The organism is Nocardia sp. NPDC058705 (assembly GCF_042749305.1).
Taxonomy (GTDB): Bacteria; Actinomycetota; Actinomycetes; order Mycobacteriales; family Mycobacteriaceae; genus Nocardia.
Genome location: NZ_JBHYRN010000005.1, coordinates 241651 through 255727, shown reverse-complemented (window position 1 = coordinate 255727; position 14077 = coordinate 241651). Strand labels below are relative to the sequence as shown.

The following is a 14077-nucleotide window of genomic DNA, read 5'->3' as shown; positions in this document are numbered from 1 at the left end:
GCGCGCCGATCGCGTCACACCAGGGGAAATCGAGGCGCGCGTAGTGGCATGTGACCGATACGTTAATCGTTGTTAGTCGGAGCAACGAAAGGACGTCGGTGGCGACTGAAACCGCGAGCCCAGCAGTCGGCTTCCGGTCGGAGCGGGGTGCGATTCTCACCTCGTTGATGCTGGCGACCGGGCTCATCGCGCTCGACTCGACCATCATCGCGACCGCGGTCCTCACCATCACCGACACTCTCGGCGGGTTCTCGATGTTCCCGTGGTTGTTCTCCATCTACCTTCTCGCACAGGCTGTTGCGGTGCCGATCTACGGCAAGCTCGCCGATATGGTCGGCCGCAAGCCGGTGATCCTGTTCGGGATCGCGGCGTTCGCGGTGGGGTCACTGTTGTGTGGGCTGGCCACGAGCATGGTGGCGCTCATCGCCTTTCGGGCGATTCAGGGGATCGGCGCCGGGGCGATCCAGCCGATGACGATGGTGATCGCCGGTGATCTGTACACCCTCGCGGAGCGGGCCAAGGTGCAGGGTTATCTGGCGGGGGTGTGGGCCAGTTCGGCGGTGTTGGGACCGCTGCTCGGTGGGCTGTTCGCCGATCATCTGAGCTGGCGGTGGATCTTTCTGATCAATATGCCGCTGTGCGCTGTCGCGGGGTGGATGTTGGTGCGCCACTTCACCGAATCGGCGGTGCGCAGCACGCAGCGGATCGACTATCCGGGCGCGATCCTGCTCACGCTCGGTGCGGGTGGTTTGATTCTGGCCTTGCTCGAGGGCGGTCAGGCCTGGGAGTGGGCCTCGCCGGTCTCGCTCGGTCTGTTCGCAGGTAGCGCGGTGGTATTGGCGCTGTTCGTTGTCGTCGAGTTGCGGACGGCGAATCCGGTTCTGCCGCTGTGGATCTTCACCCGGCGGGTGGTGATCGCGAGCAGCACGGTCTCCCTGATGGTCGGTGCTGTCATCCTGGGATTGACCTCGTATGTGCCGACTTTCGCCCAGGGCGTGCTCGGGACCAGCGCGCTCGTCGCCGGTCTCACCGTCGGCGGGCTCACGCTCGGCTGGCCACTCACCGCCACACTGTCCGGAAAACTGTACCTGCGCTGGGGCTTTCGCATCTGCGGCCTGGTCGGCGGCACCCTCACCGTCCTCGGCTGCGCGACCACCCTGCTCGTCGGCCCCCAGTCGAACCCGTGGCAGATCGCGGCCTCCTGCTTCCTGATCGGCGCAGGCATGGGCCTGGTCGCCTCCCCCACCCTCATCGCCGCCCAAGCCAGCGCGCAATGGCACGAACGCGGCGTTGTCACCTCCGCCAACATGTTCGCCCGCTCTCTCGGCAGCGCACTCGGCGTCGCCCTGTTCGGCGCCATCGTCAACGCGGGCATCCACGACCCCGACCACCCCGCCCCCACCGAACTCGCCCACGGCATCCACCTGGTCTTCCTCGCCATGCTGGCCATGGCCGCCGTCATGCTCGTCGCAGCCGCGACCATGCCGGGCCGCACACACGACGATCGGCAATAATTCCCGTGCGTGGTAACGGGTTACGTCGTTCTCGACCGATACCGGCCTCGATCTCGCGACCAGGTGTTGGTCAGTCGACCTCTGCTGCGGATTCGAGCTGTGGGTGCGTGGTTGTTCCGACGAACTCGCGGCGGGTGGATCTCAGGGTGATGAGGCGGCCGTCGAGGTCGGCGTCTACGTCGGGTTCGATGCCGAGGTCTTCTCGGATCGCTCGGCGTAGAAGGCGGACGGCGCTGCCCAACGTGTCGTCCACGTAGTGGTAGAGGGCCGCGACCGCCACGGTATCGGTCGGGTCGAGCTCGAGGGCGGTGCGATGGCCGATGTCCAGGCAACGGTTCACCTCGGACGCGAAATCCAGCGCCCGGTCGGAAACCACCATCTGCGCCCGAGAGTAACTCTCGCGCAAGGCTTCCCGCGCAGCCTCGAACTTGGCGAGATCGGGGGTGCGGCCACCGCACTTTTCGTCGAGATAGTGCCGGGTCGCCGCCCGGCAGGAATGTGCCGTGGAGTTGAGGTCCGCGTACACCGTCCGCTTCTCGTCGGTGGACTCTTTTCGGGTGAGCTCCCGCAGCTCCTCGGCTCGATTGTCGCGCTGCACCTTCGCGTCGATGCGCTTGCTGCGAATCGCGAAGACCTGTGTCACGATGCCGCCACCGAGCGTTCCGACGACCGTGATCGAGGCAACCGCGACATTGGTCCAATCCATGCAGACGATTCTTCCTGTCTGCCACCAACATTCGCCACCCGGCAGGCTCCCGTCAGTGCAGGTGGTCGGTCAGGGAGCCGTTGGTACCGAAAAGCTCGGTGGTCCAGTGTTCGAGTAGTGCGCTGTTGTCGACGTTGTCGGGATGGAAGCCCGGTTTCAGGTAGTCCCGCACACGACGCCGGACCGTTCGGGACACGAAGGGCGTATGCCGTATCGCCGCAATGCTTTTGGCCAGTCGAACCGGGCTGCGGGTCGCGCGGTCACCGAGCAGCGACACGGTGGAATTCACTGCGATACTCGTGCCGAACAGGACGAGGATCGCGCACATCGCCGCGATTCGGCGGAATTCCGCACCGCCGACGCTGCGATAGACGTCGAAGGCGACTGCCCGATGCTCGGATTCCTCGACCGCGTGCCACAACAGCATCGAGCGAACCTCGGTCGAACCGAGCAAATCCTGGGCCCGCTCGTCCTGGAGCAGAGTCTCGGCGAACACCGCGGTGAAATGTTCCAGCGCGGCGGTGATCGCCAAACACGTCAGCGGCGGGAGCAGCCGTTCGTAAGCGTGCAGGACCCACCGGGTGGAGCGCTCCTCCCTGCGAGTGGGATAGCCCATCTGCTGGAGTCGCTCGTTCAACTCCCGATGCTCCCTGCCGTGCGTGATCTCCTGACCGATGAAGCCACGAACCTGCTGCGCGAGTTCAGGATCGGTGATCGAGTCCGCATATCGGCGAACCGAGCGAACAAAGAATTCCTCACCCTCGGGGAAGGTGGCGGACAGGTAGGCGATGACATGACTCATGACCAGGTCGCCGCCGACGAAATGTCGATCCAAAGAGCCTTCGGGATAATCGAAGTGAATCCGCCGCACGCGCAGTTTCGGCCCGCGATCAGGCGTGGGTTCGATAGTCATGATGCCTCCATCGGCATTGCGAGTTGGTTGCGCAACATCGTTTTGAACGTGGTGAGCACCACGTCGGTGTCGTAGGGCTCGTGGCCAGGAAGGGACCCCGCGACAGCCAGTCCGGTCATCAGCGAATACACCAGATGCAACCCGGCTCCGGCAGGCGGCGCCGTGGGAAACAGTGTGGCGTAGGCGTATTCGCTGGTGGCCAGGAAGTCACGATCCATCGCAATGACAGTGGTCGCCAGATCGGGATCGGTGCGGGCAGCGGTCCACAATTCGTTCCACGCCAGAAATGTGGGTCGCGAGTACATCGACCACAGCATGTCCACCGCCGCGTCGACTGGGTCGACCGAGGGATCCAGCCGCATCATGGAGTCCCGGTACTCCTCGATCCGCCGCTCGAACGCATGGCTCACCGCCGCGGTGAGCAACTCGGACTTCGTCGGAAAATGGTGCAGCAGGGCGCCCATCGACACGCCGGCCCGATGCGCGACCTCACTCGTGGTCGTCCCGCGGAAACCGAACTCCACCAGTGCGTCGAACGCCGCGTCGAGCAATATCCGCCTGGTCTCCTGGCGTCGTTCGACCTGCGTCCGTCGCGTTCTCTGCCCTGTCACGCCATCGAGAATGACACAACTAACCGTAAACAGATCCGGTTTCTTCCAAAGCCCACCACGGAACAAACCGACTGGTCAGCGCGCTTATCACCGCACCTACCGCTCGCTGGTAGGAATCGGTGGCGTGGTCACCTGAACCAACCATCACCGTCAGCACCTGCTCGCCGACGCAAGTAGTCGATCAACGAATTGGCAACCCACTTGCGGTCATCGGTCTCGTGATCCCATGCGTACACTCCGGTGTTCTCCTCCGATGGCAACCGGACGTAGGCGAACTGATCGCCGCCGCCGTTATCACCGAAGAACATCAGCTGGTCGAAGGACATGTACAGCTCCGCAAGTGCGACATCGTGACGGAACTGGGTATTCGATTCGATGATCTCCTCGACCGACCACACCAGCCCGGACTGCCCCTCGGCATGCACACCGTTCGTGTGCCGCAGCAGGTCTCGCAACTCGTTCGGCACGGGCTGACCCAACCGCCCCTCGACCTGGTCTATCTCCGCGGCGGAGGCGGCCGGTGCGAACTCCGCATCTTCGTACAGTTCCCGGATCAGGTCCTCCCACATTCGTCGATCCTGACATGCGGTGAAAGCACTTCAACCAGTGGCTCTTCCAGACCGTTATCGACTTCCGACCGGGGTCGTCGACCCGCGCACCTTTCAGCACGGGCCGATGTTCGACGACGGACGGCTTTCCTGGCACGGTGGCCTGTGGTGCGGCGCGCACCTCTATGCCGGGTGTTGTTCCGCCCTGCGCACTACCTCGACGACCTCGTCGGGGGTGAATTCGACGACGCGGCGGACTCGGGAGTTGGCGACTGGTGCCAAGTCGACGATGACCGGGGCGTCTGGGGTTGGGTGGGTGATTGCGGTGATGCGGTCTTGGAGGTAGCCGCCGTCGGGGACCGGGACGCGGATGATGTCGCCGACGGTCAGGGCTTCGGCGCGGCTTCGGCCGCCGGTGGGGTCGAGGGTGCCGGAGCGGGTGTGGCCGACGGTGGCGCCGAGGCCGCGTTCGGCGATGGTCCACCAGACCTGGGTGGTGGGCTCGTCGGGGCCGATTCTGGTGTGCCAGGACAGGATTCGGTCGCGTTCGGCTTCGGCGGCGGTGCGGGTTTCGTGGAGGGATATCTGTCGGCGGACCGGGGCGTTGCGGGTGCGGGTGGTGCCCGCGGCGCCGTCGACGACGAGGATCCAGCGGGCGCCGACGGCCTCGTCGCGGCGGGCGGTGACGCGTTTGGCCAGGGCGAGTCCGGGGGTGGCGCCGAGGTGGTCGGCGGCTTCCTCGATGCTCTCGACCAGGCCCAGCGAGCGCAGCAACTCCGCGACGGACAGTTCCGAAGTGGCCAGTTCCTGCGCGAGCGCGGGCATGGGGGTGCGGCGGCGCCAGCCGATGCGGGCGCAGTGTTCGTGGCGGGTGAACCACAGGCCGCTGCGGGTGCGGCGGTGGTTTTCCACCACCACGGCCCACCAGTTCCAGTCCGGTTCGGCGACCAGGCGGGCGCGGATCCAGCACTCGCGGTCGGCGGTCGGTACCCGTTCCTCGGGTGGCGCGAAGTGGCGCAGGGCGGCGCGCACCGCCGATTCGGTGCGCCCGACCGTGCTCGCTGTGCGGGCCAGATCGACGCCCGCGCGCAGGTCGTCGGCCAGTACCCGGTATTCCGATTCCCGCCAGGTGCTTCCGTGCTGGCGTGGCGGTCGCAGATCGCCGCTGTTGTCGTCACTCATCTCGTGTGCCCCCGTTCTCGCACCGCCCGGCCACAGTCGCGTCCGGGCTGGTTGTGTGACACTTCGACGATACCGAGGGGGTACGACAGAAAATGCCTCTCTGCCAGCGGCTTCCCAGCAAACGGGGCTATCCGGTTTCGGCGGCGGCGCGGCGGCCGACGACGTAGTAGCCCGGCCAGACCAGGGCTGCCGGAGCCGTAGAACAGTTCCTCCCTTCGCGTCGATCAGTCGCGCACGCTACCGCCCGGCTACCGTGGGCGGTGTCACCTCCACCGCTGCGCGGAAATACCGACGGCCGGGCGCGGGTTGGCCTCCATAGGGGTAATACACAGTCGAGGAGGCTCATGAGCGCCGTCACGTTGTCGGTTCTTGATCTGGCACCGGTGCAGTCCGATGCGACGGCGGGCGACGCGCTGCACGCAACAACCCGCTTCGCTCAGCATGCCGAGGAGCAGGGGTTTCGCCGATTCTGGGTGGCCGAGCACCACAATATGCCGGGCATCGCGAGTGCGGCGCCCGCAGTGGTGCTGGCACATCTGGCCGCGTCCACCTCGACGATCCGGGTCGGTTCCGGCGGGGTGATGTTGCCGAATCATCCGCCGCTGGTGGTGGCCGAGCAGTTCGGCACGCTCGAGTCGCTGCATCCCGGACGGATCGATCTCGGGATCGGTCGCGCGCCCGGCACCGATCCGGTGACCGCGCGTGCGCTGCGCCGCAGTGCCGAAGGGCTCGGCGGCGACGCGTTTCCCCAGGAACTGACCGCATTGATCGGCTTCTTCCGTGGCGCGGATCCGAACGGGATCGTGGCCAGTCCTGGTCTCGGTGCGGAACCGCAGGTGTGGTTGCTCGGTTCGAGTGGTTACAGCGCGCAGGTGGCCGCGGTGCTCGGACTGCCGTTCGCGTTCGCCCACCACATCGCGCCGGACAACACCGTCGCCGCGCTGACGCTCTATCGCGACAATTTCCGCCCGTCGCAGATGCTGAGCGAGCCGTACACGATCGTGGCCGCGTCGGCGTTGTGTGCCGATACCGATGCCGAGGCCGATCGCCTCGCCGCACCCCGCGATCTCGCCTTCGCGAACCTGCGCTCGGGCCGCCCGCAAGCGCTGGCTACCCCCGAGCAAGCCGCGGGATTTCCCGGCAGTGATGCCGAACGCCATTTCGCGGAGCAGCGCCGGGCCGGCCAGTTGCAGGGTTCACCCGAGACCGTGCGAGCCCAGGCGGCGCAACTGCTCGACGCCACCTCCCCCGACGAGCTCATGCTCAACACCCTCGTCTACGACCTCGACGCCCGCATCCGCTCGCTCGACCTCACGAAGAAGGCGATCAACGGCTGAACAGGTCAGCGCAGACGGAATCCCCTGGCGACCAAGGACTCTCGTAGGCGGTGGCGGCCGTTGAGCGAGGCTTTGGAAGCCAGCCGGGCCAGGGTGCGCTCGGTCCACGAGAACGGCAAACCCTGATCGGTGTAGATCTCGCCGATCCGCTGTTCGTACTCGGCGACCGGCTCGCGCTGGACAGCCAGATCGTAGGTCTCCTGATGCAGGACCGCGGTCTGCGGTAGGCGCGGCTTGACCCTGGTACCCTCCGTCGGGTCGGGGTGGCCGACCACCAGACCGAAGACGGCGAAGACGTGATCGGGCAGATTCAGTTCGGCGGCAACGGCTTCCGGGTCGTTGCGCAGTGCGCCGATGTAGACCGTGCCGAGGCCGAGCGATTCCGCGGCGACCACGGCGTTCTGTGCGGCGAGCGCGGCGTCGACGAACCCGACGTAGCTGGATTCGAGGTAGTCGGCGCCGTCCAGGGGTGCGCCGTGATCGTCGGCGAGTTGGCGCACCCGCGCGAAGTCTGCCGTCCAGACCAGCAGCACCGGCGCCTGCTCGATATGTGCCTGACCACCGGCGATCGCGGCCAGCCGGGCCCGGCGCGCCGGGTCACGCACCTCGATGACACTCCACACCTGCAGATTCGACGACGTCGGCGCGGATTGCGCGGCCGACACCAGCAGCCGAACAGTGCTGGGCGACACCGGATCCGGGAGGTAGCGGCGAACCGATTTGTGCGCGTGCAACACCTCGAGCACCGGATTCCACTCGGCGGGAATCTCGGTCGCCGGATCGGCGTAGCGCTGCTGCACGGGGTGGACGGAACTCGGCGCGGTCTGGGTCATGGGAGACATCGTCGCCGCTGCGTGCCGTCGCCGTCTGCGGTAAATATCACCCTGAACCGAACCGCGACTCCGGCCGGCCCGTCGATACAGTGAGGGCGGGGAGCCCGCCGACTGGCGGGACGAGAGAGTGCGGCATGGGCAAGGTTTTCGACCGGATCGACGACAAGTTGCGGGCCTTCATCACCGACCAGCCGATGTTCTTCATCGGCACCGCGCCGTCGGTCGGCGGCCACGTCAACGTCTCCCCCAAGGGTTATCGCGATACCTTCGCCGTGCTCGACGACCACACTGTCGCCTACCTCGACCTGTTCGGCAGCGGTTCCGAGACGATCGCGCACCTGCGCGACAACGGCCGGATCACCGTGATGTTCTGCTCGTTCACTCGCACCACCCGAATCCTGCGACTCTTCGGCGCCGGTCGCGTCGTTCGCCCCGACTCCGCCGAATTCGACACGCTGCGTGCGCGTTTCGGTACCGGGCACCCCGGAATCCGCGCGGTGGTAGTGGTTTCGGTGGATCGGATCGCCGACTCGTGTGGCTGGTCGGTACCCAAGATGGACCTCGTCGAGGAACGCTCCATCCTCGACGAAGCCCACACCCGGCGCACCGACGACGACTTCGCCCGTCGCATCGCCGGCGACAACGCCACCAGCATCGACGGGCTCCCCGCGCTGGAACCGGATCATCCGGTGCCGTCCAGCGTTCGGGGCTGACCTCAGGTCGCCACCGTGGTCACCGCGATCGCAGGTTCGGACAGGCTGCCGAGGTAGAGGGTGCCGTTGTGTTCGGCGACGGCGGTGACCAGCGCGTAGTCGGTGCCCTCGCGCTGCAGGTCGTGGACGATGGTGCCGTCGAAGTCGAGTGCGAGCACCCAGACCGAGCGGGCGGGCGCGGGCTTCAGGATCTCGGGCAGTGCGTCGGCGATCCGCCGCAGGATGCCAGGGAGCGGTAACAGTCTGTCCAGCAACGGGTTACGTGGTGACACGATGCCCACCCAGACCAGACCGTCGCTGCCGACCAGCATGTTGTCGGGTGAGCCTGGCAGGTTCTCGGCGACGTAGTCCGTGGTGCCCGCGCGGGGGCCGGTGAGCCAGTATCGCGTGATCCGGTAGGCGCCGGTCTCGGCGACCAGCAGGCAGGATCGGTCCGGGGCGAGTACAACGCCGTTGGCGAATTGGAGGCCGTCGACGAGCACTTCGAGGTGCCCGTCGGGATCGCGGCGGACCAGCTGGCCGCTGCCGGAATGCTCGAGAATGTCGGTCATCCACTCCTCGAACGGCCAACGCCGGGTCGAGATGGTGAAGTAGATCGTGCCGTCGGCGTCACGAATCACGTTGCTGGGGAAAGCGATCGGAACACCTTCGAGCTCACTGACGACGACTTCCAGCTCACCACCCGCCTCGGCCAGCCGGAGAATGCCCCGACCTGCGACGCAGATCAGCAGCGAACCGTCGGCATCGGCGTGCATGCCCAGTGGCCGCCCACCAGCGTCCGCGATCCGCTCGACCGCGCCACCCGCCGGGTCGACGCGCCAGATCGCACCGTCGTCGGTCCCGGTGACGATCCGGCCATCGGACAGCACGACAACGTCCTCCGGGCCATTGCCCGGCAGCGGCAACAATCGGACCGGCGGCATCGGCGGATCGCTGCGGGTCTGCCGCGCACGAGCGGTGGGGCGCGGCGGATTCCAGCGGTGAGGGCGCATCTGCATGCCCAATTGCTACCACGACGGGGGCCGACGCGGGACTGCTGCGTGAATGCCGGTTCCGGAATCGAACAGCAACTCGCGCAATGGATATGTGCGGAGACGAACGTTTCGCGATGCGATCACAGGTTTGCACACCGGTCTCCGTGTGCGCCCGAGCACGGCTAAAGTGCGACGGTGAACACCGGATCCGCCAGCACACTGCTCGACCGTCTCCTCGCACCGCAACCCGCACCCGCCTGGTGGTTGGTGCTCGCCACCGCGGCGATGGCGTTGATCCTGGTCGGGTATCGACCGTTATGGCGGCTGACCAGGGCCGCGGTGACCGTGGCGCACGAGGGCGGGCACGCGTTGATCGCGCTGCTCACCGGGCGCAGGCTGCACGCGATCACCCTGCACACCGATACGTCGGGGCTGACCGTGTCGAGCGGCAAACCCACCGGTCCCGGCATGATCCTCACCGCGGCCGCCGGGTATCCGGCACCCGCGCTGCTGGGCCTCGGTTACGCGGCGCTGCTCGGCACCGGGCGCGTCACAGTGATGCTGTGGGCGACGCTGCTGATGCTGGCCGCGGTGCTGATCAAGGTGCGCAATATGTACGGGTTGCTCACCGTGCTGGTGCTTGGCACGCTGGTATTCGGGGTGTCGTGGTTCGGCAGCGATCTGCTGCAGGCCGCGTTCGCGTATCTGGCGGCGTGGTTCCTGCTGGCCGCGGCGGTGCGGCCGGTCTTCGAACTGCAACGTGGTCGGCGCAGGCAGCCGGGGCGCACCGATTCCGATGCCGATCAGCTGGCCCGGTTGACCCATCTGCCCGCGCTGCTGTGGGTGCTGTTCTTCGCCGCGGTCTGCCTGGCGGCGCTGGTCGTCGGCGCGATGTTGATGCTGGCGCCGGTGGAGGAGCTGCATCCGCTGCTTCAGCGGTGATCGGCGATCCAGGCATCGACGGCCTCGGTGACGAGCACGCTCGGCGGCTGTAGCGCGTTGAGGGTGACGCCGGGCTCGTCCGGTTGCAGTGGTTCGAGGGTGTCGAGCTGGGAATCGAGGAGCACCGTCGGCATGAAGTGGCCGAGTCGGCCGGTCATCCGGCGGAGCAGTTCGTCGCGGGTGGCGCCCAGGTACACGAAGTAGGTTTCCGGTGCCATCGCGCGCAGGCGGTCACGGTAGACGCGGCGCAGCGCCGAGCAGGTGGCCACGCCGCCGGTGTCGTGGTGTTCGGCGAGCCAGCCGCCGACGGTATCGAGCCAGGGCCAGCGATCCTCGTCGGTGAGCGGGGTCCCGGCTGCCATCTTCTCGATGTTGGCCATCGGATGGAAGTCGTCACCTTCGGCGTAGGGCACTTCCAGACGGTCGGCGGTCAGGGCGCCGACCGTCGTCTTCCCGCACCCCGACACCCCCATCACCACGATGACAGGTTCGACCACAGCAACCTCCTCGTCCGGAAAAACGTCTGCACAGCGTGCCTGCTCGATCGAGGGTAGCGGCGGCGGCAACTCCCCCGGCGTCGATCAGGGAATCGGGCGGTCGGTGGGCAGGTTGACGAAACTCGGCGACGTGGGGTCCAGCCGCAGGTGCTGGGGCTCGAGGCCACTGTCGTTCAGCATCGGGCGGAACGGTAGTGCCTTGGGCGCGTTGCCCGCGAACACGTCGATGCGCAGCCGGTGTCCCGGGGCGAGGACGGCCTGGGTCGGGATGACCGCGACGTCGATGTCGATGGGCACGCCGGGGTCCACCGGCAGCAGTCGGTCGACGGTGAGCGGGTTGAAGGGCGCGGTGAAGTCGCCGTTGATCGAGCGCGCGCTGCGGCGTTCGTCGACGGCCCGCATCGATGAGGTGAGCTGGCCGGTGGTGAGGACGGTGGAGGTTCCATCGGGCGACACGTCGTTGACGGTGACGTTCCAGAATCCGTCGGTGGCGTCGTGGATCGTGTTGAGCCGCACGTTGATCGGGCCCGAGATGACCGTCTGCTCGGTCAGTGGCGCGCTGGTGAAGGTGAGGCCGTTGCGTTCGGCGATGCGGGAATCCTTCGCGCAGGTGTCGAAGGCGGCCGTCATGCCTGCCGCGCCCTGCGCCGCGTCGCGCGAGCAGATCTGATTCAAACCCGGTGCGACGGTGAGCTTTTCCGTCGTCGTCGGTGCGGTGGCGCGCAGCGAGCCGTCGTGCAGGCTGTCCTCGGTGCTGCCGCTGGGCGCGGCGGACAGGTAGACCCGGCGATGGGTGACGCCTGGCTGCGGGAACTCGCGCAGGGTGATCCAGCTGCCGCCTTGCTGTTTCACGGTCACGGGCCCGAATCCCTCGATGCCGCTGTCGATGTCCTTGAGCCACTTGTCGAACCAAGCGCGCTGCAGTACGTCCAGACGCGGCGGTGCGCCCGGAACTCCGGTTCCCGCACCGGGATTGGCGTGATAGGTGTCGCCGACGATGAGCTGTTTGCGTCCGGCGGGCAGCGGGATCTGTTCGTAGAGTTTGGTGGCGCTGTTGGCGAAGATGTCGTGCCAGCCGCCGTAGACGAAGGTCGGGACGGTGACGTTTTCGGGGTGGCCCATGATCGCCTCACGGAAGGCGGAGGTGTCGTCGAGCGCGCCGTCGAGCGCGGGTGGCATGTTCGACAACGACGGTGTGAGCAGCGATTGGGCGAGCAGGTCGAAGTTGGTGGTGGGGTCGGCGAGTCGGTCGTTGAACCAGGTCCAGTCGAAGGTGCCGTCGACCATCGAGGCCACGTCGGGGACGAGTTTGAGCTGGTTGACCGAGTTCAGCCACAGCGGAAGGAAGGTGGTGCCGACACCGCCGCCGGGGGCGACCACGTCACGCATCAGGTCGCTGCCGGGTTCGACCGGGAAGATCGCCTGCAGCGCGGGCGGGGCGTTCTCGGCGGCACGCAATTGGTTGATGCCGGAATAGGAACCGCCGCTCATGCCGATCCGTCCGTTCGACCACGGCTGCCGGGCCGCCCAGTCGATCACTTCGCGGGTGTCGAGCTGTTCGCGCGCACCGAGGGTGTCCCATTTGCCCTGCGACAGACCGGTTCCGCGCACATCGGCCACGACGACGGTGTAGCCGGCGCTGACGAGTTTGCGGTCGACGCCGAGCATGGTCTGGATCATGCCGCCGTCCAGTGCCTGCATGAGGTCACCGAAACCGCTGATCGGGGTGGTGGACAGATTCAGCCTGCGCACGATGTCGACGGCCGTGGACTGCAGGCCCGGGATCGCGGCGGCCGATTCGATCAGCCCGGTCATGAGTTTCGAATACGGGGTCAGGCTGACGATCACCGGCAGCGGCTTCTGCTCGATCACGCCCGCAGCGTCGGCGGGACGGTAGACGTCGGCCTTGAGAACGACACCATCGCTCATCGTGAGCTGCACACCGCGTTCCACCCGCACCTCGGGATAGGCGCCCGGCCCGTCGTGCAGTGCGGTCCACTTCGCGGCCGGTGCGTCCGGAGGCTGCCCACCGGCGGGCCCACCACCGCAGCCGAGCACCACGACCACCGCGAGGATCGTCACCAGCATCCGGACGAACCCGCCTTCCGAACCTCTACCCATGTGTCGCTCCCGACCGGTTCGTCTCCAACGTTGACCAAGCCACCGCACGATCGGCGCAGAAACCGTAACAGCGGTAACGAGTTCGGGAGGCGAGCGTCGGCCCGCTCGGACTGTCGCTGTGAACATGCATCGTTCCAGTTCAGCGCGGTTTCGGGGTGTCGCGTTCTTGTCGGTGCCCGGTGGTTGACTTGGCTCGTGCCGGTGCGAGCGGGCCGGTCTTTCATTCATCTTTCGAGGAGGACGTTCGACAATGCCGACACGCGACGAAGCTTGGCCGCAGGGCACGCCCTGCTGGATCGACTGTCAGGTGGACGACACCACCGCCGCCCGCGATTTCTACAGCTCGCTGTTCGGCTGGGAAGTCCAGGACGGTCCCGCCGAAGCGGGCGGATATCTCATGGCCACCCTCGACGGCCGACCGGCGGCGGGCATCGGGCCCAAACCCGAAGGCATGGGCGATATGCCGTCGGTGTGGACCACCTATATCGCAGCGGAGCGCGCCGACGAGATCGCCGAGCGCGTGAGCAAGGCAGGCGGACAGGTGTTCATGGCACCGTTCGACGTACTCGAGGTGGGGCGTATGTTCATCGCGGCCGACCCGGCGGGCGGCGTGTTCGGCGTATGGGAAGCCAAGGCGCACAACGGTTCCGGGATCTTCAACCAGCACGGCGCCTACTGCTGGAACGAGCTGCACACCCCCGCCTACGACGAGGCGCACGAGTTCTACAACAAAGTGTTCGGCTGGCAGTACAACGAGATCGGCGACGGGGTGAATCTCACCTACTCCACCTTCGCGCTGCCCGGTGACAGCCACGAGATCGGCGGCATGATGGACGCCTCGAGCTTGAACACCCCGCCCTATTGGCTCACCTGGATCCAGGTCGACGGCACCGACAAAGCCCTGGCCAAGGCCACCGAGCTGGGCGCCTCGGTGATCATGGGTCCCGACGACAGCCCGTTCGGCCGAATGGGGATTCTGCAGGCGCCCCAGGGTGAGGTGTTCGGCGTGATCGATCCGGCCGAGGCAGTCGGGGAGGTGCCCACCGGTTCCTGAGACCGCATCAGCGCTGCGCGGCCAGCTGAATGTCGAGGAGCAGGCGGTCCTCGGGATCGTTCAGGTCGATGCCCGGGTAAGCCGCCACCACGCGCAGCCCGTAGGCCAGCGGGGTGGGTTGGAGCGCCCAGC

The 14077-nt window shown here is 66.9% G+C and carries 14 protein-coding genes; 5 read left to right on the top strand and 9 right to left on the bottom strand.

The genetic code is table 11. From position 1 onward, the window contains the following. Positions 1-98: 98 nt before the first annotated feature. Positions 99-1514: an MDR family MFS transporter gene (locus tag ACFW6D_RS10255; protein WP_379326763.1), complete on the top strand. Its 1416-nt coding sequence runs from the start codon at positions 99-101 to the stop codon at positions 1512-1514. 70 nt (positions 1515-1584) lie between these two features. Here ACFW6D_RS10255 and ACFW6D_RS10250 read toward each other — a convergent pair whose 3' ends face one another. The 5 genes from ACFW6D_RS10250 to ACFW6D_RS10230 all read right to left on the bottom strand — a co-directional run bounded on the left by ACFW6D_RS10250 (position 1585) and on the right by ACFW6D_RS10230 (position 5474). Continuing rightward, a complete protein-coding gene (locus tag ACFW6D_RS10250) occupies positions 1585-2220 on the bottom strand; it encodes a hypothetical protein (RefSeq protein ID WP_379326761.1) in 636 nt (211 codons plus the stop codon). A gap of 52 nt (positions 2221-2272) precedes the next feature. Continuing rightward, the gene (locus ACFW6D_RS10245) at positions 2273-3133 is read right to left on the bottom strand and encodes a metal-dependent hydrolase (protein WP_379326759.1); all 861 of its coding nucleotides are present in this window, start codon (positions 3131-3133) and stop codon (positions 2273-2275) included. Then, positions 3130-3744, bottom strand: a complete 615-nt coding sequence (locus tag ACFW6D_RS10240; protein ID WP_379326757.1) for a TetR/AcrR family transcriptional regulator — start codon at positions 3742-3744, stop codon at positions 3130-3132. Before ACFW6D_RS10240 ends, ACFW6D_RS10245 begins: the two co-directional genes overlap by 4 nt. Positions 3745-3872: 128 nt before the next feature. Then, on the bottom strand, positions 3873-4313 hold the full coding sequence (locus ACFW6D_RS10235; protein ID WP_379326755.1) for an SMI1/KNR4 family protein: 441 nt from the start codon (positions 4311-4313) through the stop codon (positions 3873-3875). A gap of 162 nt (positions 4314-4475) precedes the next feature. Further along, positions 4476-5474, bottom strand: coding sequence for a hypothetical protein (locus ACFW6D_RS10230; RefSeq protein ID WP_379326754.1), 999 nt, complete (start codon positions 5472-5474; stop codon positions 4476-4478). A 344-nt stretch (positions 5475-5818) separates the two neighbouring features. Between ACFW6D_RS10230 and ACFW6D_RS10225 the strand changes: the two genes are divergently transcribed. Further along, positions 5819-6811, top strand: a complete 993-nt coding sequence (locus ACFW6D_RS10225; protein ID WP_379326752.1) for an LLM class flavin-dependent oxidoreductase — start codon at positions 5819-5821, stop codon at positions 6809-6811. A 5-nt stretch (positions 6812-6816) separates the two neighbouring features. Here the strand turns inward: ACFW6D_RS10225 and ACFW6D_RS10220 are convergent, their stop codons facing one another. Then, positions 6817-7644 carry an NADPH-dependent oxidoreductase gene (locus tag ACFW6D_RS10220; RefSeq protein ID WP_379326750.1) on the bottom strand — a complete coding sequence of 276 codons (828 nt, stop codon included), beginning with the start codon at positions 7642-7644 and terminating at the stop codon, positions 6817-6819. Positions 7645-7778: 134 nt separating this feature from the next. Here ACFW6D_RS10220 and ACFW6D_RS10215 point away from each other — a divergent pair, with 134 nt between their 5' ends. Beyond that, complete coding sequence (locus ACFW6D_RS10215) at positions 7779-8357, top strand: pyridoxamine 5'-phosphate oxidase family protein (RefSeq protein WP_379326748.1); 579 nt, start codon at positions 7779-7781, stop codon at positions 8355-8357. Between the two features lie 2 nt (positions 8358-8359). On the opposite strand, the gene ACFW6D_RS10210 is transcribed toward ACFW6D_RS10215, so the two are convergent. After that, a complete protein-coding gene (locus ACFW6D_RS10210) occupies positions 8360-9355 on the bottom strand; it encodes an SMP-30/gluconolactonase/LRE family protein (RefSeq protein ID WP_379326746.1) in 996 nt (331 codons plus the stop codon). A gap of 171 nt (positions 9356-9526) precedes the next feature. Here ACFW6D_RS10210 and ACFW6D_RS10205 point away from each other — a divergent pair, with 171 nt between their 5' ends. Then, positions 9527-10273, top strand: coding sequence for a M50 family metallopeptidase (locus ACFW6D_RS10205; protein WP_379326744.1), 747 nt, complete (start codon positions 9527-9529; stop codon positions 10271-10273). On the opposite strand, the gene ACFW6D_RS10200 is transcribed toward ACFW6D_RS10205, so the two are convergent. Next, on the bottom strand, positions 10264-10746 hold the full coding sequence (locus ACFW6D_RS10200) for a gluconokinase (RefSeq protein ID WP_379326854.1): 483 nt from the start codon (positions 10744-10746) through the stop codon (positions 10264-10266). The genes ACFW6D_RS10205 and ACFW6D_RS10200 overlap by 10 nt on opposite strands. A 108-nt stretch (positions 10747-10854) precedes the next feature. Next, positions 10855-12891 carry a CocE/NonD family hydrolase gene (locus ACFW6D_RS10195; protein ID WP_379326742.1) on the bottom strand — a complete coding sequence of 679 codons (2037 nt, stop codon included), beginning with the start codon at positions 12889-12891 and terminating at the stop codon, positions 10855-10857. Between the two features lie 250 nt (positions 12892-13141). Between ACFW6D_RS10195 and ACFW6D_RS10190 the strand changes: the two genes are divergently transcribed. Further along, positions 13142-13945, top strand: coding sequence for a VOC family protein (locus tag ACFW6D_RS10190; RefSeq protein WP_379326740.1), 804 nt, complete (start codon positions 13142-13144; stop codon positions 13943-13945). Positions 13946-14077 lie beyond the last annotated feature (132 nt).